Genomic DNA, 19,784 nt, shown 5'->3' on the forward strand with positions numbered 1-19,784 from the left:
TTGAAAAACGGGTTAACTTCAAGCTTTTTTAAAGTTTTTGGGTTTTTGATGTTGTTGTGGGCAAAAAGTGCTCTTGCGCAAAATACTCCTTTGTCTGCCGAGGATAGCCTAAAACTCAGATACCCGTTTAAAGATACTCAGCAGCTTGACCTAAATCCCAAACCTGGTTTCTTTCTTCCAAATCCATCAAATATTCAACGTACGGTTGAATTCGATCCGATAACCAAGCAATATATAATCCGGGAAAAAATTGGCGATCATCTTTATCGTCCACCTCAATACCTGACAATCGGCGAGTACCAGAAATACGAAAGCGAGCTGATGAAGCGCGATTATTGGCGCCAGTTATCCGATTTGCCGGTGGCAGAGGCACGTGAACCGGGTTTCATTCCGCCGATAATAATCAATAACAAGGCATTTGAAAAGATATTCGGCGGTTCAACCATTGATATCAGGCCACAGGGCTCGGCGGAGCTGACCTTATCCGGACGGATTAATAAAAATGAGAATCCGTTGTTTAACGAACGGCAGCGAACGCAGGCTAATTTCGATTTCGACCAGCGGATTCAGATGAACGTGGTCGGGCAGATCGGCGAGAAACTGCGGCTCAGTACGAACTACAATACAGAAGCACAGTTTGATTTTGAAAATCAGATTAAACTCGATTACACCGGTAAACCCGATGAAATAATACAAAAAATTGAGGCGGGAAATGTAAGCCTTCCTTTGAGCTCAACACTGATTACAGGCAGCCAGTCACTGTTCGGACTAAAAACCCAGTTGAAGTTCGGCCGGATGAATGTGACGAGTATTTTCTCTCAGCAGAAATCTCAAAGCAAGGAGATCGTAATAACAAACGGTTCCCAGCAAAATGAATTCCGCCTGCTTGCGGACAATTATGAGACCAACAAGCACTATTTTCTATCACAATATTTTAGAAATAATTACAATAAAGCACTGGCGAATATTCCGGTAATAACTTCGAATATAAACATTACAAAAATCGAAGTTTGGATTACCAACCGAAGCAGCAGTACCGTCGATTCGAGGGATATCCTTGCTTTTCTCGACCTGGGTGAAAACCGGCCTTATAACACGACACTCGTACAGGGTGGTCCGGGTTTTACCGGATATCCTGCCGGATTCCAGGGTCCGGGATTTCCGCAACAATCAAATAACCTGTTGCAAAATTTGCCAGCCGACGCCCGTTTTACCAACTCAAATTCTATCAACGCTTACTTTCAGCCATATGGCGCGACAGACAATTATGCAAAATTGACTTATGCGAGAAAGCTGACTGAAAGGGAATTTGTGCTGAATCCAAAACTGGGATACATCTCGCTCAATGCCGCTTTAAACGCCGATGAAGTTTTGGCCGTCGCTTACCGTTACACGGTTAATGGCCAGGAATTCCAGGTAGGTGAATTTTCTACTGATATTACCGTTGATCCATCTAACCCAAAGGTGATGTTTGTTAAGCTTCTGAAAAATGAAACGCTGAAAACCAATCTGCCAACCTGGGATCTGATGATGAAGAATATCTATTCCTTGGGAGCTTACCAGGTTAGCCGTAACAATTTTAATTTAAGCATCACGCGCCTTGATGAGAATACAGGAGTAGAAAGGCCAGCAATAACTGAGGGCGCCAATACTACCGGAAAGTTATGGCTTCAGCTTGCAAATCTTGACAACCTGAATCAGCAACAGGACAGGCAGCCTGACGGATATTTTGACTTTCTCGACGGAATAACCATCGATGCGCAAAACGGGCGGATCACCTTTCCATTGCTCGAACCTTTCGGGTCAGACCTGGCGGCAAAATTTAATCCGGCAGAGCAAGCGCTGATTGACAAATACACCTATCAGGCCTTATACGATTCGACTAAGATCATAGCACAGCAACTCTTCCAAAATAAAAACAGATACATTATAAAGGGAACTTACCAGTCTGAAGTGAGTTCTGAATTTCAATTAAATGCGATCAACGTACCTCCAGGTTCCGTGCAGGTTTTCGCGGGAACGCTGCCTTTACAGGAAGGTGCAGATTTTACGGTTGATTACAACATTGGCCGTGTCCGGATATTAAACCAGGCACTTTTAAACTCCGGACAGCAGATACGTATCAAACTGGAAAACAGCGAGCTTTTTGGACTGCAACAACGCTCTTTATTTGGAACACGCCTCGATTACCATCTGAGCAATAAATTGAATCTCGGAGGTACGATCATGAATCTTACCGAAAAGCCGCTTACTCAAAAAATTAATATCGGCGAGGAGCCAATCTCCAATACAATCTGGGGCATGGACGTTAATTACAGTTCGCCTTCAAGGTGGCTTACCAGGATGATCGACAAGTTGCCGTTTCTGGACACGAAAGAACCATCGAGCGTAACATTTAACGGAGAATTCGCCAATCTTATTCCTGGACATCCAAGAGCACTTAATTTTGCAGGGACTACAGGCGGTATCAGCTACCTGGATGATTTTGAAGCGAGTCGGTCAATCATCGATATTAAAAGCCCGATAAACTGGCAAATTTCCGGAACTCCGCAAATGTTTCCAGAATCGCAGTTAAGCAATGATCTGGCATACGGGTACAATCGTGCCCGACTGGCATTTTATACTATTGATCCATTGTTTTACAACCGGAGCAGTTCTTTAAATCCGGATAATATTAAAAATAACCGTAATGAACAATCCAATCATTACGTAAGAGAAATTTTGGAGCAGGAAGTATTTCCGTTTAAACAATCGGCAACCGGCCAGCCGCTAACGCTGCCAACGCTCGACCTGGCTTTTTATCCAATGGTTCGTGGTCCTTACAACTTCACAACAACCGGGGTCAACCAGGACGGAACTTTGAATAACCCAAGAAACCGCTGGGGCGGGATATTCAAAAAGCTCGAATCAACGGATTTTGAATCATTGAATATCGAGTTCGTTGAAATGTGGATGATGGATCCTTTCATTTATAAACCGAATTCAGCAGGTGGAGATCTTTATTTTAATCTTGGAAGCACATCTGAAGATATTTTAAAGGACGGAAGAAAGTCGCTGGAAAATGGTTTGTCTCCGGATGGATCAACAGACGGCACTGATTTGACTAATTGGGGCCGCGTGCCAAAACTTCAGCCAGTTATCCAGGCTTTCGATAATAACCCATCGGCCCGCCAGTTCCAGGATATTGGTCTGGATGGCCTGGGAGATTCTGAAGAGCAGCAAATATACGCCACCTTCCTTTCACAGGTTCGTGGACAATTGAGCCCACAGGCTGCGGACGAGCTGGGCGGTGACCCATCTTCCGATGATTATCAATATTACCGGGGCGGTGCTTTGGACGACATCAACGCCGGTATCTTAAAGCGTTATGAACGGTATAACGGTACAGAAGGAAATAGTAAAACAACTGAACAGTCATTACAGGCAACTGGAATAGAAAATACCGCGGCTACAGCGCTTCCTGATGGAGAGGATATCAACCGGGACAACAACAGCTCATTAACAGACGAGTATTTTCAATATAAAATGACGTTAAAGCCGAATATGAATGTGGGTGATATGAATGGCTTTATTACCGACAAAGTAATCTCGGACGTTAAACTTGCTAACGGAACCACACAACGTGTAACCTGGTACCAAATTCGGGTTCCGATCAATCAGTATGATCAAAAGGTGGGTAACATACAGGATTTTAAATCAATCCGTTTTATCCGGATGTTCATGACCAATTTTGCCGATACGGCAATTTTAAGAATGGGCCGCCTGCAACTGGTTAGGGGCGACTGGCGTACTTATAATTCAGAACGTTCGCCGGCAAAGGTGATAGCGGATCCGGCGCTGGGCAACAGTCCCGGACTTGATAATTCAACGCTGGACGTAGGTACAGTTAATATCGAAGAGAATGGCCGCCGTTCACCAATTCCATACGTTGTTCCTCCTGGTATAGAGCGCGAACGTGACTATAGTAACTATCGCGGTGACACGCGGCAGAATGAGCAATCATTATCATTAAATGTTAATGCTCTACGGGATGGTTACGGCCGGGCGACATTCCGCACAACATACAATGACTTCAGGTCATATAAACGCATCCAGATGTTCATCCACGCGGAAGGCGGTCAATTGAGAGATAACGATGTTTCCGCCTTTATTCGCATAGGAGCGGACAACCAGGATAATTACTACGAGTATGATATCCCGATGAAAGTTACGCTTCCCGGAACCAGTGATCCGAATGCCATCTGGCCGGATGCGAATAAACTGGATGTCGAGCTTTCTAAATTTCAGGCTGCTAAAACGGCACGTAACAACGCAACACTTAACGGTGTCCCCTGGCCGATTAATGAGCCTTATAAATATACTGATGGTGCCAACACGATCATCATCAAAGGGCAGCCCGATTTGAGCAAGGCGCGTGTCTATATGCTTGGAGTTATGAACCCGCTGAAGGGCGGATCAGGAAGCGATGACGGACTTGATAAATCTGCAATTTTATGGTTTAATGAGCTTCGTCTTACCGACTTTGATGAACGGGGCGGATGGGCGGCTACTGCGAGACTTAACGCGCGCCTGGCAGATTTTGCCGATGTTACGGTATCGGGTAGTTTAAATACAATTGGTTTTGGATCGATCGATAAACGGGTTAGCGAACGTTATCGTAGCGATGATCATTTCTTCGACGTATCGTCCGGGCTGGAGCTTGGTAAATTTTTCCCTAACCGTGCAGGGATTAAAATTCCGGTGTTCATCAATCTTTCATCGCAGATCGGCACTCCGCAGTATGATCCCAGAACGCCCGACATTGAATTGAAACAGTCACTGCGTTCTTTGTCCGGATCGCAAGCCGATTCGGTGAGATTTATTACGCAGGATTTCACGTCGAGGCGAAGTTTCAACTTCACCAACGTGCGGAAAATAAAGACCGATCCAAACGCAAAAAATCATATCTGGGACATCGAGAACTGGAGCGCGACTTACGCCTTTAACCAGTACCGGCATCACGATTATATCAATGAGCTCGGCCTGCAGAAAACGTATATGGCAGCTTTAGCCTATAATTTTACGACGACGCCTAAAGTGTATACGCCGTTCGCCAATAAAATTAAATCAAATACACTGGCGTTGTTCCGCGATTTTAATTTCAGTTTATTACCGTCTGTGCTGAATTTCAGAATCGATGTCAACAGGCTTTATTCTGAAAATACCTTACGGGACAATAATGATCCCAACAATACCATACCCATCACAACTACTTATAATAAAAACTTCGTTATGAGCAGGTTGTATGGCATCAGCTGGAATCTGACCAAATCGCTTCAGCTTGATTTCAACGCAACCAACTATTCAGTTATTGATGAACCGGCTGGCCGGGTAAACGGACTGGTACGCGATACGATATGGCAGAACCTTAAGAAGCTCGGCCGTACGACAAATTACAACCATACGATAAATTTTAATTATAATGTTCCGTTAAATAAGATTCCCGGCCTTGATTGGATGACGCTTGTAGCTCGTTATGGAGCCAACTTTAACTGGAATTCAGAGCCTTTGCTTACGTTGAAAGATCCAAATATTGACTACGGTAATACCATTCAAAACGCACGGACAATTCAGCTCAACCCAAACCTTAATCTTAACGCGTTATATAATAAATTTAACTTTGTACGGAAGCTGAATGATCCGAACCAAAAGCCCGGTTTTGCAGGAGTTATGGTTGGATTGCTAACCAGCTTAAAAAATATTAGTGGCGCCTATACCAAAACACAAGGCACATTTTTACCGGGTTATTTACCTCAAACCAACATTCTTGGCTATGACTTTGATGCAAATGCTCCGGGTTGGGGATTTTTGTTTGGCAGCCAGGCCGACCTGAGAAACCGCGCCGTTTCAAATGGCTGGATCACTACCGATACGCTGCAAAATCAGTTTTATATTACTACCTACAAAGAGGATATTAATTTCCGGGGAACGCTTGAACCTATACGGGATTTGCGAATTGAACTGACGGCTTTACGTACCAGGACATTTAATTATTCCACTAATTTCAGGTTTGATAACGTAACCAACGAATTTCAGAATTTAAGCCCGGTTACAACCGGTGATTTCAGTATCTCTTATTTCTCGTTGCGCACAGCATTTAGCAAAATAAATCCAGATGGCAGCTCAAATCTGTTTAAGCAGTTTGAGAATAACCGGGCGTTAATTTCCCGAAGATTGGGTGAAACAAATCCAAACTCAAACGGAGTTAACAATGGTTATGCGGATGGTTACGGTGCAAACTCACAGGACGTAGTTACTGAAGCATTTATGGCGGCGTACACCGGGAAAGATGCAAATACTATTAATATGAACAGGTTCCCGAAAGTTCCGATTCCGAACTGGCGGTTAACTTATAACGGCCTTACGCGTAACGATTTCTTCAACCGCTTATTTGCTTCTATCGATATTACACATGGTTATCGTTCAACTTATAGCGTTAGCAGTTTTAATACCCTGATTCGTTACGAGGAGACTAATGGAGCCGTAAGTTCCAGGGATGTAAACAATAATTTTCTTCCTTATTACCAGTTTGCGCAGGTTACCTTGTTTGAACAATTTGTTCCATTGTTTGGGGTTGATGTCAGAATGAAAAACAATCTGACTGCCAATTTTGAATACCGTAAATCGAGGGCGATGAGCTTAAGCCTTTCAAACAGCCAGCTTGCCCAGCAAAATGAAACCAATATTGTGTTCGGAATGGGATACCGCACCAACAATTTTCGATTCCCTTTTGGATTGTTTGGCGGTACAAAGCTTAAGAACGATCTGAACTTCAAGCTGGATTTTTCATTGAACGATTTGAAAACGCTCATATATCGGGCTGATGTTGATGATGCGGAGGTATCTTCAGGAGCTAAAAATATCTCTTACCGTCCGTCTATCGATTATGTGATCAACCAACGATTCAACATCAGGTTGTATTATGATGGAACGATAACACGGCCTTATACCTCACAAACATTTAATACGTCATTTAGCAATTTCGGAGTGAGTATGCGTTTCGTCCTGCAATAGCACGCTAAGTCAGTAAAAGGTAAACATCGGGTCTCCGGCGGGTTGCAATGGAGCTTATCGTTACCTTTACAAAAACATCGTACATGGAATCATTGAAGGATAAAAATGCCTTGGTAACAGGCGCCGGAAAAGGTATTGGCCGGGCAATTGCAATCGCGCTGGCAAAAGAAGGGGCGAATGTGATTTTACTTGCGCGCAGCGTAAAAGATCTGCAAGCCGTAGCTGACGAAGTTGAAAATGAAGGAGTAAAGGCGGTTATCGTTACAGCGGACGTTTCTGATATCGGCTCTGTTAACAAAGCGATAAAAAGTTCAATCGAAGTGCTTGGTCCGATTGATATCCTTATAAACAATGCCGGAACTGCGACCTTCGGGAAATTTCTGGAATTAGATCCTGTTGAATGGGAACGTATCATCCGAGTGAACCTTTTAGGTGTTTATTATACAACCCGGGCGGTGCTTCCTTCAATGATAGAACGAAAAACCGGCGACATTGTAAACATTTCATCCACTGCGGGCCAGCGCGGCGCTGCAGTTACAAGTGCTTATAGCGCTTCGAAATTTGGTTTGCTGGGTTTAAGCGAATCACTTATGCAAGAGGTGCGTAAACACAATATTCGTGTAACTGCGCTAACTCCTAGTACGGTTGCAACGGATTTGGCTATTGAAGCTAATTTAACAGACGGCAACCCTGAAAAAGTAATGCAGCCGGAAGATTTCGCCGAACTCGTTATAGCTCAGCTGAAACTTAACCGGCGAGTTTTTGTTAAGGAAGCCGGGATATGGTCAACCAATCCTTAATATTTTGATAGTACCTTAATTTAAAGTTCCTTGTCAATTAAGCAAAATCCGCTATTTTTGACTCAAAATTTAAATCATGAATTTCCCATCGGAATTAAAATACACAAAAGATCACGAGTGGATCAGGATTGAAGGCAACGAAGCCATTGTTGGAATTACAGAATTTGCACAAGGTGAGTTAGGTGATATTGTATACATCGATATCAATTCGGTAGGCAGCGAAGTAGCTGAAGGTGATGTATTTGGAACCGTTGAAGCGGTAAAAACAGTTTCTGATCTTTTCATGCCCATTACAGGCACCGTGCTTGAGGTGAATGAAAAACTTGATGCAAGTCCGGAACTGGTAAATACTGATCCTTATGGAGATGGATGGATGGTAAAGATCGGAATTAAGGATCCGGCGCAGTTAGAAACACTGTTATCTGCAGATGCTTATAAATCTCAGGTAGGAGCCTAAAAATGACAAACTCAGTAAGAAATCAATATCTAGCCCTTTTTTGGGCTATTTTTATTTTAGTAATGTGCGACATTCCGCTTCAGGGGGAGCATACACCTCCTTTTGTCGGATTCGATAAACTAACTCATACCGGGTTCTTTTTTGTGTTAACGGTGCTGCTGTTTTACGGAAAGATCCGTCAGCAGAGGAATTATGAATATCGTATTATAACTATCCTGAAAATAATAGGTATAACAGCGGCGCTTGGTGGCGGTATCGAGCTGCTTCAGTGGAAAGTCTTTACTTACCGGGACGGCGACTGGTGGGACTTTTTCTGTGACATGGTTGGTGTTGGAATGGGTATTTTTAGTTATATTATGCTTCACAGAATCAGACTTCATGAAAAAAAGATTTTCAATTAAGGCCTTCATATTTTCGATGGCGCTTATGTCCTTATGTTCCTGCGGAATCTTTCAAAAGAAATGCAACTGTCCACATTTTAGTGATCGTAAACTGACAGGTCACATGTAAATCCCTAAGCAGGATGATCCATATTTCTTGCGATTTTTCATAGTGGTTTTGTTACGTAAAACCGACACTTGGGGTATTGCTCTATTTGGATTTAATTTAAATAAGGCTTACTTTTGAAGCCGATCAGAAGTCGAGATATGAAGCTTTCACAACTTATACCAGGCCAGTCCGGAATTATCAAAGAGTTTACCGATTTAGAGATGTCCGTTAAGTTAATGGAGATGGGTTGTTTGCCGGGCGAAAAAATCATTGTTGAACGTTTTGCACCCTTAGGCGATCCAATCGCTATAACGGTTTCCGGCTATCAGCTAAGCTTACGTAAGCAGGAAGCTTCAACAATAATTTTGCATAGTTAACGATATAAGTGGCAGGTGAACTGAAAGTTGCTCTTGTTGGAAATCCCAACACAGGAAAATCTACATTATTTAATGCACTTACGGGCCTCAATCAGCGGGTTGGAAATTTTCCGGGAGTTACTGTTGACAAAAAAGTTGGTGCCTGCAAGCTGCCGGACGGACGTACCGCTCAAATAATTGATTTACCGGGAACGTATAGCCTTTATCCGAAAAGCAAAGATGAGTCTATTGTTTTTGAAGTGCTTGCGGACCGGAATAATACAGCCCATCCCGATATCGTTGTAATTCTTGCTGATGCATCAAATCTAAAGCGGAACCTCTTATTATACACACAGGTAGCCGATTTAAAAGTTCCTGTCGTTATTGCTTTGAATATGATGGATCTGGCCCGCAAGGCCGGGACTGAAATCGATATCGACGCTTTATCTGCGAAACTAGGTATTCAGATAATTCCAATCGCTGCCCGTCAGCATGAAAACATTGACAAGCTAAAGGAAGCAATAGCTTTCACATCTTCAATTCCTTTGCAGCTGGACACCATTGAAGTGGAAAGCCTTGCGCCGGGCTTGATTAGTAAAATTAAAAATGAGCTGCTTGTAGACAAGCCATATACGGCATTGCAAATGGCCCATCAGCATGAAAACCTGCATTTTTTAACGTCGCAACAAAGCGACCGTATAGAAGAGCTTGAACAGGAGTTTTCATTCCATTCTCAAAAAGCTCAGGCCGCCGAAACTATTGCACGCTTTAACTTTATCAATGATGTGCTATTCGATACTGTTAAGCATCGTGACGGGGCCTTTGAAGAAACGTTGAGCAATCGGATTGACAAAGTGCTCACTCATAAGGTATGGGGCTTCATAATTTTCTTCGGAATACTTTTTTTGATCTTTCAATCAATATTCGCCTGGTCGGAGTACCCGATGAGCTTGATTGAGGAGCTTTTCATCTGGTTGGGAAGTACAGCACACTCATTAATGCCTCCGGGGGTTTTTACAGATCTGGTTGTCGACGGAATACTGGCCGGCTTAAGCGGCGTTTTAGTATTTATTCCACAGATCGCGATTCTTTTCGCTTTTATAGCAATACTTGAAGATACCGGTTATATGTCCCGCGTTACATTTATGATGGATAAGATCATGCGTAAAGTCGGCTTAAGCGGCAAATCGGTTGTTCCTCTAATCGGCGGCCTGGCCTGCGCGGTACCATCTATCATGAGTACGCGGAATATTGAAAACTGGAAGGACCGGCTAATAACCATCATGGTTACGCCGTTGGTTAGCTGTTCTGCACGTTTGCCAATTTACACGCTTCTGATCTCACTCATCGTGCCGGATAAGAAGGTATTTGGCGTTATTAATATGGCCGGGCTGGTACTTATGGCTATGTATATTTTAAGCATAGTAAGTGCTATAGTTGTGGCATGGGTGATGAAGCTGATAATCAAATCACGCGAACGCGGTTACTTTATTATGGAACTGCCGGTTTATCGCTTGCCAAGGTGGAGCAATATCGGGTTAACGGTGGTCGAAAAAGTTAAAGCCTTTGTTTTCCAGGCCGGAAAAGTAATTATCGCAATATCTATTATTCTTTGGGTGCTGGCGTCGTATGGTCCCGCTGCGAAGATGGATGCGGTAGAAGCAAAATACAACTCTCCTGAAGTCAAAGCTCAGTACAGCGGCGCAGAACTGGATCGGATGAAATCGTCGGATAAGCTTGAGAACTCTTATGCCGGCGTATTGGGAAAAGCCATTGAACCTGCAATAAAACCATTAGGATACGATTGGAAAATAGGGATCGCCCTGATCACATCTTTTGCCGCCCGTGAGGTTTTTGTTGGAACGATGGCAACAATTTACAGTGTTGATGCTGATGATTCACACGTTGAATCAGTTCGGGAGAAGATGAAGAATGCCCGCAATCCCGAAACGGGGGCGCTGGTATTTACCGTGGCGTCCGCTTTTTCCTTAATGGTGTTCTATGCTTTTGCGATGCAATGTATGAGCACTCTTGCGGTCGTATATCGCGAGACAAAAAGCTGGAAATGGCCTATCATTCAATTTGTTTATATGGGAGTCCTGGCTTACGTGGCAAGTTTGATCGTCTATCAATTGCTTAAATAACCTCTGCATAGTATCTTTATATTATGACTTCTGAAGAGATAATCAATTATCTAAGCGCAAATAAAGACGTTTTAAAAAGTTATCATGTTAATAGAATTGGACTGTTTGGATCATACTCAAAAGGATTGCAAACGGCTCAAAGTGATATCGATTTGCTCGTTGAATATTTACCTGGTAAAAAATCTTTTGATGAATTTTCAGCTTTAATTGATACCCTCGAAAATGAATTTGGGAAAAATGTTGAGTTAGTAACCAGAGAATCAACTACACCATCTTTTTATGAACAGATAAAGCATGATCTAAAGTATGTCCAAATCAATTATTGAATTTTTAATTCATATTCAAACTGAAACAGGCTTTATACTTAAATCATCAGCTGATAAATCTTTCGACGATCTATTAAACGATTCCATTTGGCAAAGAGCAGTAATTCGAAGCCTTGAAGTGATTGGCGAAACTGCAAAAAAAATAGATTCAGATTTTCGCTTGAAACATTCAAAGGTCGAATGGATTGCGATGTCGAAAATGAGGGACAAACTCATTCATCACTATTTTGAATCCATCGCGCTGTTGATTTCTGATCTTAAAAATTCTGAGCATGGATAAGATCTCAATCCTATCCAAATACATGCCTGCTGCTGCTGCCCCGTTGGTGGCCAAGTGGATCGACTATTTCAAGTGCGAGTTTAAAGTTTCACGTAACAGAAACAGCAAATTTGGCGATTATCGCCATCCTTTCGCCGGCAAAGGCCATCGCATTTCGGTAAATTATGATTTGAATCCTTATGCATTTCTTATTACAACGGTTCACGAATTCGCACACCTGCAAACATGGAATGAACATAAGAACCAGGTGAAACCACACGGAACCGAGTGGAAAGCTAATTTCAAACTAATGATGCGGCGTTTCTTTGACCTGAAGATATTTCCGTTTGACGTTGAACGTGCAATTATTCAATATCTAGAGAATCCAGCCGCGTCCAGTTGCAGCGATTTAAATCTATTTCGCGTTTTAAAGAAATATGATCAAAAGGTATCCAATGCAATAACTGTAGAAAAGCTGGCAGCAAACACATTGTTCAGCACGAAAAATGGCAGGGTTTTTAAAAAATTGGGACTTGTAAGGAAACGTTATCAGTGCCTGGAAGTAAAAACCGGTCTGATGTATCTTTTTAATCCTCTTGCAGAAGTATATCCGGTTAGTGCATAGTCTCACCAGATACATAGATAGCCTCGCTGTCTTCAATCCTCCATTTCAGATTTAACTTTTTACCTTTCAAACTGTCCTGGTAACGGGTTAAGGAATCAATAAACGGATCGCCGGTTTTTACCAGGAGCGGTGCTCTGTATGAGTTTATTTCCGACTTCGACAGAACGAGATAGCGCGCCTTCGGATCGTCAGTTATCCCGTCGAAAACCAATTGAAACTTTCCCTTTTGCCCAATCGCGTCGCTCAGTTTTTGTAAATCTTCCGAATAGTTTTTGTTTGTAACTGATGTTTTGGTAAAGGCTGTTTGTGCAAGCGATGCAGAGTCATCCGCCGATTTACTTTCCGTATAAAACTTTACGTCATTCCGAAAATATTCATTAGTGGATTGAATGGTCCCGATTTTAGCTTTCTGTTCCGTATAAAGCAATAAATGGCCATCCTTCAGATAGTATTTATGTTGATTAGAACCGTATTCGCCACTGGTGCCGTATTCACAGTAAAGAACAGGGATTCCATTATAACTGAATTGAACTGTATAAAAGGAGTAATCGCCCAGCGTGTAAACAAGGCTTACCTTTTTATCCATGTTTGAAACAGATGCATTAATTGAGTCGGCATAATGACGAATATCGGTTTCCGTTACAGGTGTTGATGAGCCTACTTCAGCCTGCGGATGATTAGATTTAAAGTTATTGCATGATGCCAGCAAAATGCAAGACACAAAAAGGAATGCCTTCATAGTTGGGCATAACATGCTTAGTAGGCTAAAAGTTTTGTGATTGTTGAACCGAGGCGCGCTTTGGCGAGGAATTGGTCTTCCAATAATTTATTCATCGGTATCGGCGTGTCGAGGCTGGCACAACGCATAACCGGAGCGTCAAGATATTCAAAACAATGTTCTGCAATATAGGCGCTTAGTTCCGCTCCGAAACCACAGGTTAATGTGTCTTCGTGTAAAATTACTATCCGACCAGTTTTTTCTACGGTAGTTTCCACCGCCTGTTTGTCCCAGGGCTGCAAGCTTCTCAAATCCAGAATGTCAATTGAATATTCTGGATGTTGCTCCTGGAATTCTATTGCCCAGTGAACGCCCAGGCCATACGTTATAATGCTGCATTGATCACCTTCATGCACCAAACGGGCTTTGCCTATTTCGGTATGGAAGTAATCTTCCGGACAATTCCCGGTTAACGACCGGTACAAATACTTATGCTCAAAATATAAAACGGGATTTGGATCGTCTATAGCAGCGAGCAGCAATCCTTTGGCATCATCCGGAAACGCAGGATAAACAACTTTTAAGCCAGGCGTTTTAGTAAACCAGGCTTCGTTGCTTTGAGAATGGAAAGGGCCAGCACCAGTGCCGGCGCCGGTGGGCATACGGATTACGGTATCTGCTTTTTCACCCCAGCGATAATGTGTTTTTGCCAGGTTGTTGATAATCTGATTAAAACCGCAGCTGACAAAGTCGGCAAACTGCATTTCAACAACGGATTTATAACCGTTTATCGATAATCCAAGTGCTGCGCCTACGATTGCCGATTCGCAGATAGGCGTGTTTCGTATACGTTCCTTACCAAATTTAGCGACAAAGCCATCAGTAATTTTAAACGCGCCGCCATACTCAGCAATATCTTGTCCCATCAATATGAGATTGTCGTTGCGTTCCATGGCCAGGTTTAGCGCATCACTGATTGTATCAATATATCGCTTGGAATTTTCTTTACTGGGCCCGTTGTTTTTACTTGTATAAACAGAACTGGCATAAACGTCATTCAGCTCGCGTTGTATATCTGCCTGGATTTCCGTTTCTATGAACGCTGAACTAATCTCCTGTTCGACGATCGCTTTCTGCTCAGTTTTGATTTGTTGAATTTCGATATCTGAAAAGATCTGCGCTTTTAGCAGGAACTTTTCAAAATTTAATAAGGGATCCAGGGCCGACCACTGATCAAACAAATGAGGAGGAACGTATTTTACGCCTGAGGCTTCCTCGTGGCCCCGCATCCGGAATGTTTTGCATTCAACAAGTACGGGGCGTGGCTTTTGGCGAATACTTTGCGCAATTGTATCGATGGCATTATAAACTTCGAGAATGTTATTTCCATCGATCAAAATGCCTTCCATGCCGTAGCCAACGGCACGATCGACTAAATTGGCACATCGATACTGTTCGCTTACAGGTGTGGAAAGGCCGTAGCCGTTATTTTCGACCAGGAAAATTACAGGGAGTTCCCAAACGGAAGCTAAGTTTAGTGCTTCATGAAAATCGCCTTCGCTGGTTGCACCTTCGCCGGTGTACACGAGCGTAACTTTATTTTCCTTTTTTAATTTATGAGCCAAAGCAATTCCATCAGCTACTGCAAGCTGAGGCCCGAGATGGGAAATCATTCCAATGATCTTATGTTCCTGTGAGCCAAAATGGAATGACCGGTCACGGCCTTTGGTAAATCCCGAGTCCTTTCCAACCCACTGTCCAGCTAGTCGTGACAACGGAATTCCCCTGGTTGTAAAAACACCGAGATTACGGTGCATCGGTAAAATATATTCGTCGTCTTCCAGGGCGAGTGTACTGCCTACAGCAATAGCTTCCTGGCCAATACCTGAAAACCATTTACCTATTTTGCCTTGTCGGAGCAAGGTAAGCATACGCTCTTCAACAAGCCTTGGAAAAAGCAGTTTTTTATAAAAATGCCGGAGATCATGATCTTCGAGATTTTTACGGTTGAAAAACATAGCTTAATGATTACAAATCAACAATGTCCGACTTGCCGTTACTTTCCAGCGGCTGATTGTTTGTTGACACGGTTGGCACATCCTGGTTCTGTAAACGTGGAGCCAGTGTGTTTTCCCTGGCAACCATGTCAGCGATTGAGGTCTCACCAAGGATTTTAAGGGTTGCGTCGCGCACGTCCTTCATTACATCGCGAATGCCGCAGTATGTTTCAGTACATTCCTCACAACGTTCATAAAAGTTTAAGCTGACACAAGGTAAGAGTGCGATTGGGCCATCTATTACACGGATAATAGACGACATTTTGATTTCGGAAGCCTGTTTTAACAAATAATAACCGCCGCCTGCACCTTTTTTGCTGCCCAGATAGCCACTTCTTTTAAGTTCGAGCAGAATGGCTTCCAGGAATTTTTTAGGAAGTTGTTCTTTTTCCGCAATGTCAGAAATCAACATCGGGTGTTTCTCTTCATTTCTGGCTAATGCAATGAGCGCTTTGAATGCGTATTTTGCTTTTTTCGTTAACAACTGATTTGCAAATTTGGTTAAAATTAGAAAATAAACTTCAAATTTAGCTATTTAGAAATGTAAAGAAATGGCGGGAAAAGATATCACCTTCCGGCGCTTTGATCCGGCGACAGATTTTTAGTTAGTTTATCAAGCTGCCTTACTTTTTCCGCAAAATCTCCTTTAAGGTTATCACGAATAGCTGAGATGTTTGAGAGCAATGAATCCATTTCATCCGGTAACGCGGCATTTAAAGTTTCTTTTAAACGCTTGGCTACGGTTGGCGATTTTCCGTTTGTGGAGATCGCGACTTTCAGGTTTCCTTTTTTCACAACCGACCCCAGGTAAAAATCACATTGCGCTGGCGTGTCTGCAACATTCGCCAGTACATTCCTTCCGGCACAGGCTTCTTTAATCTGCCGGCTGGCGTCGTGGTCGTTAACTGCGATTATTGCCAGATTAACGCCCTCTAAATCATTTTCGTAAAACGGCCGTTCTTCGTAAGGAATTTTATGATCGCTTAAAAAAGCTCTTGTCAGATTGAAGATATCAATAGCTACCAGTTTCACACGGGCATTAGGACTGTTTTTAAAGATCGCTTCCAGCTTTTCGAGCGCCACATTTCCACCGCCTACCAGTAAAAGATTAAGATTTTCCAGTTTCAAAAAAACCGGAAAAAGCGTGTTACCGTCCTCGATGTTATTCGCTTGCATCACGCAATTTACATTTTAAACAGCCAGCTGTGCCTGGCGGAATTCCACCAGCTTTTCTTTGAATAAGGTGGATTGTTCCAGGTAATATTCGGCAAACTCGCGGGAAGGTTCCTGCTGATTGATTTGATAAACCAATTCAGTGAAACTCAACGGCAGAGATATTTTATCTTCGGCAACAAATATTTCTTCAAAGTCTTTTACAATGCCTGCCTGTGAATTTGTTTTTTGACCTTCGGAAACTAAAATCGCTTTTGCTGCCTGGATGAAGCCTGTATAAGCGTGATAAATCGAGTCTGCATAATCGCCTTTTTGAAACGACTCGCGCGATTCGGCAATTTTATCATCTGCTTCCAGAAACAATGTCGCAACAAGGTCAATCATTACGCCGGCACACTCGCCGATTCCGATCTCTGGCTTATAGGGTTCTGTTTGTCCCCAATCAATAAAATCATCATCGGTAATATTTTCTTGTTTGGCCAGCGGATTCAGCAAGTCGTAAAAGTAAATTTTGCCCTGCCTGTTATAGTATTGATTAAACGTTTCGTCTTCCTGTGCCTGATTGGCAAAGTCTTCAAAAAGCACACGTAGCGCTTGTGGTCCGCGTTTGCTTGGGATTTTAATAACCTTGTCTGATGCCACGCCTGTTCCGTTACCAGTTGGGCCGCCGCCAAGAAGTACCTGAAGTGCTGGTGCAACAAGTTTACCTATTTTCATGCTCGATCCGTGGAAACCAATAGCAGCCATGGCGTGTTGTCCGCAGGCGTTGATACAACCGCTAATTTTAATCGTGATATCCTTGTTATAGATCAGGTCCGGATATTCATTTATTATTATTTTTTCAAGTTCGCGAGTGATTCCGGTACTGTTTGAAATCCCCAGGTTACAGGTATCAGTGCCCGGGCAGGAAGTTATATCGACAACACTTTCAAATCCGGGATCGGCCAGTCCGAGTTCGTCAAGTTTCTGAAAAGTATAAGCAAGATTTTCTTCACGGACATATTTAAGTAGAATGCCTTGTGTATTTGTCAGGCGAATATCGTCGGCTGCTACCTCGTTTACCAGCAAAGCCAGCCTGCGGGCAATCGGAGTTTTTATATCTCCGTTTGTTATTTTAATTCCAATTGCAAAAAAGCCGTCCTGTTTTTGAGCGGTTACGTTTGTTCTTCGCCATTGTTCAAATTTTCCAGGGTTTTTAATTTCTGCGACTAAACTCTTTTCTTCCGGCAATACAACCTCTTCAGTCTCGCGTTGGATTTTATATGTTTTATTTTTCAGCGCCAGTCTTTCCTCGTCTGCAAGACGCAAAAATTCCTCTACACCAATATCCTGGATCAAATATTTTAATCGCGCCTTATTTCGCTTTGTTCGTTCACCGTAACGGTCAAAAATCCGTAACACGGACTCTGCGAAGGGAATAATCTGATCTTCGTGCATAAAATCGGTAACGGGCAAAGCGATATGTGGCTGTGAACCCAGCCCACCACCGATAACAACCTTAAAGCCACGAATTTCTTCGCCATTTTCGAATTTTACTTTAGGAATAAATCCAAGATCATGCATGAAAGTATATGCAGTATCGCTTTCGGATGAAGTAAACGCGATCTTAAACTTACGTCCCATATCCTGGCAAACAGGATTACGTAAAAAGTATTCGAAAAAACCTTGCGCGTAAGGACTCACATCAAAGGCTTCGGCCGGATCTATTCCGGCCATGGCAGATGCCGTAACATTTCGAACGGTATTTCCACAGGCTTCGCGAAGTGTAACATCATCCTGCTCGAGTTCTGACCAGAGCTGAGGCGTTCTGTCGAGGTTTACGAAGTGGATTTGAATATCCTGACGAGTTGTAATATGTAAATTTCCGGTAGCGTACTCATCTGATACATCAGAGATCCGGTTAAGCTGCTTGACAGTAACTTTGCCATAAGGGAGCTTAATCCGCACCATTTGTACGCCCTGTTGTCGTTGTCCGTAAACACCGCGGGCAAGTCTCAGGCTTCTGAACTTTTCGTCACTTATCTTTCCCTCGTGAAATAAACGGATCTTTTTCTCAAGCTCAATGATATCCTTTTCAACAACCGGGTTTTCCAGCTCCGTTCTGAAACTTTGCATGCTCTATAGAATTAGTATTTTATGCAATAATACGTAAAATCATTTTTGGGTTAAAACTATATTTACTTATGGCGGTCAGATTACAATCCGTATGATGTTAATAAGTTAACCGATTGTTTAACATGAACTTGGCGTTAAGTGGGCGTTTTTGAGCGAAGTTTTTCAACAAAATGCTCGTATATTCGGTTTGCATTATAAATTAATAAAGATATGTCTGTAAATATTCCAAGGCTTGATTTGAACGATTACATTAACGGATCGGCCGAGCAAAAGAAAAAATTCTCTGATGACATTGGCAAGGCTTTCAACGAAACTGGTTTTGTCACGATTGCCAATCACGGCATGACACAGGAATTAATGGACAATTTATATAAGCAGGTTAAGCGATTTTTTGACCTTCCGGAAGATGTGAAGCATCATTACGAAAAGCCCGAATTAGCCGGGCAACGTGGTTACACAAGTAAAGGACGCGAAAAGGCAAAAGATTCGAAAACGCCTGACCTGAAAGAATTCTGGCAGCGCGGGCAAACGGTAAAAGACAACGACCCGGTTAAAAATGAATATCCGGACAACGTAATAGTAGATGAAGTGTCTGAATTTAATGAGATAACTACTACTGTTTATGAAAAGCTTGAATATGCCGGTAAGTATTTATTGCGCGCAATTGCCGTTTATTTAGGCCTTGACGAAAACTATTTCGACGATAAAGTACATAACGGTAATTCGATCTTACGTGCAATCCATTACTTCCCGATTGAAAATCCGGAATCGATCTCACCTGATGCTGTGAGAGCCGGCGCGCATGAAGATATTAACCTCATTACTTTGCTTATCGGAGCAAGCGCTGACGGATTGGAAGTGCTTACGGCAGATGGACAATGGTTCCCGGTACAATCCAAAGGTGAGGATATAGTGGTAAACGTAGGCGACATGCTCCAGCGTTTAACCAATAACAAGCTTAAGTCGACAACTCACAGGGTTGTCAATCCACCGCGTGAGTTAATGAAGACTTCGAGGTATTCGGTACCTTTCTTTTTGCATCCGAAATCGGGTATGGATCTAACGTCACTTGAATCGTGTATTGACGAAAGTCACCCAAAACTTTACCCGGATGTTACTGCCGGAGAATATCTTGACGAGCGTTTGCGTGAGATCGGCCTGAAAATGTAATCAAGCAAATAAGAATATTTAAGCTCTGGTTCAAAAAGCCGG

At 42.8% G+C, this 19,784-nt stretch carries 15 protein-coding genes; 10 read left to right on the forward strand and 5 right to left on the reverse strand.

Features of this window, described 5'->3' with window-relative positions; translation table 11 throughout:
* Positions 1–48: 48 nt before the first annotated feature.
* From sov to GS399_RS12310, 9 genes are all read left to right on the forward strand, one after another.
* Complete coding sequence (gene sov, locus GS399_RS12270) at positions 49–7,053, forward strand: T9SS outer membrane translocon Sov/SprA (protein ID WP_160845091.1); 7,005 nt, start codon at positions 49–51, stop codon at positions 7,051–7,053.
* An 83-nt stretch (positions 7,054–7,136) separates the two neighbouring features.
* The gene (locus tag GS399_RS12275; protein WP_160844934.1) at positions 7,137–7,853 is read left to right on the forward strand and encodes a 3-ketoacyl-ACP reductase; all 717 of its coding nucleotides are present in this window, start codon (positions 7,137–7,139) and stop codon (positions 7,851–7,853) included.
* 76 nt (positions 7,854–7,929) lie between these two features.
* On the forward strand, positions 7,930–8,310 hold the full coding sequence (gcvH, locus tag GS399_RS12280; protein ID WP_160844935.1) for a glycine cleavage system protein GcvH: 381 nt from the start codon (positions 7,930–7,932) through the stop codon (positions 8,308–8,310).
* A 2-nt stretch (positions 8,311–8,312) separates the two neighbouring features.
* The gene (locus GS399_RS12285; RefSeq protein WP_202409444.1) at positions 8,313–8,711 is read left to right on the forward strand and encodes a VanZ family protein; all 399 of its coding nucleotides are present in this window, start codon (positions 8,313–8,315) and stop codon (positions 8,709–8,711) included.
* A gap of 246 nt (positions 8,712–8,957) precedes the next feature.
* On the forward strand, positions 8,958–9,176 hold the full coding sequence (locus GS399_RS12290) for a FeoA family protein (RefSeq protein ID WP_160844936.1): 219 nt from the start codon (positions 8,958–8,960) through the stop codon (positions 9,174–9,176).
* Positions 9,177–9,184: 8 nt separating this feature from the next.
* Complete coding sequence (feoB, locus tag GS399_RS12295; RefSeq protein ID WP_369410124.1) at positions 9,185–11,299, forward strand: ferrous iron transport protein B; 2,115 nt, start codon at positions 9,185–9,187, stop codon at positions 11,297–11,299.
* A 23-nt stretch (positions 11,300–11,322) separates the two neighbouring features.
* Positions 11,323–11,625: a nucleotidyltransferase family protein gene (locus GS399_RS12300; RefSeq protein WP_160844937.1), complete on the forward strand. Its 303-nt coding sequence runs from the start codon at positions 11,323–11,325 to the stop codon at positions 11,623–11,625.
* Entirely contained in the window at positions 11,606–11,905 is a 300-nt protein-coding gene (locus tag GS399_RS12305) for a HepT-like ribonuclease domain-containing protein (RefSeq protein WP_160844938.1), read from the forward strand. Before GS399_RS12300 ends, GS399_RS12305 begins: the two co-directional genes overlap by 20 nt.
* The gene (locus tag GS399_RS12310) at positions 11,898–12,509 is read left to right on the forward strand and encodes a SprT family zinc-dependent metalloprotease (protein WP_160844939.1); all 612 of its coding nucleotides are present in this window, start codon (positions 11,898–11,900) and stop codon (positions 12,507–12,509) included. The genes GS399_RS12305 and GS399_RS12310 overlap by 8 nt, the downstream gene beginning before the upstream one ends.
* On the opposite strand, the gene GS399_RS12315 is transcribed toward GS399_RS12310, so the two are convergent.
* The 5 genes from GS399_RS12315 to GS399_RS12335 all read right to left on the reverse strand — a co-directional run bounded on the left by GS399_RS12315 (position 12,499) and on the right by GS399_RS12335 (position 18,572).
* A complete protein-coding gene (locus GS399_RS12315) occupies positions 12,499–13,248 on the reverse strand; it encodes a hypothetical protein (protein WP_160844940.1) in 750 nt (249 codons plus the stop codon). The two genes, GS399_RS12310 and GS399_RS12315, sit on opposite strands and share 11 nt — an antisense overlap.
* A gap of 17 nt (positions 13,249–13,265) precedes the next feature.
* Positions 13,266–15,245 (reverse strand): alpha-ketoacid dehydrogenase subunit alpha/beta, encoded by a 1,980-nt coding sequence (locus GS399_RS12320; protein WP_160844941.1) that lies wholly within the window; start codon positions 15,243–15,245, stop codon positions 13,266–13,268.
* A 10-nt stretch (positions 15,246–15,255) separates the two neighbouring features.
* Positions 15,256–15,768, reverse strand: coding sequence for an RrF2 family transcriptional regulator (locus GS399_RS12325; protein ID WP_160844942.1), 513 nt, complete (start codon positions 15,766–15,768; stop codon positions 15,256–15,258).
* An 83-nt stretch (positions 15,769–15,851) separates the two neighbouring features.
* Complete coding sequence (locus tag GS399_RS12330) at positions 15,852–16,460, reverse strand: precorrin-2 dehydrogenase/sirohydrochlorin ferrochelatase family protein (protein ID WP_160844943.1); 609 nt, start codon at positions 16,458–16,460, stop codon at positions 15,852–15,854.
* Positions 16,461–16,475: 15 nt separating this feature from the next.
* A complete protein-coding gene (locus GS399_RS12335; RefSeq protein WP_160844944.1) occupies positions 16,476–18,572 on the reverse strand; it encodes a nitrite/sulfite reductase in 2,097 nt (698 codons plus the stop codon).
* A 210-nt stretch (positions 18,573–18,782) separates the two neighbouring features.
* Here GS399_RS12335 and GS399_RS12340 point away from each other — a divergent pair, with 210 nt between their 5' ends.
* Complete coding sequence (locus GS399_RS12340; RefSeq protein WP_160844945.1) at positions 18,783–19,742, forward strand: isopenicillin N synthase family dioxygenase; 960 nt, start codon at positions 18,783–18,785, stop codon at positions 19,740–19,742.
* Positions 19,743–19,784 lie beyond the last annotated feature (42 nt).

This window comes from Hufsiella arboris (assembly GCF_009834875.1).
GTDB lineage: Bacteria > Bacteroidota > Bacteroidia > Sphingobacteriales > Sphingobacteriaceae > Hufsiella_A > Hufsiella_A arboris.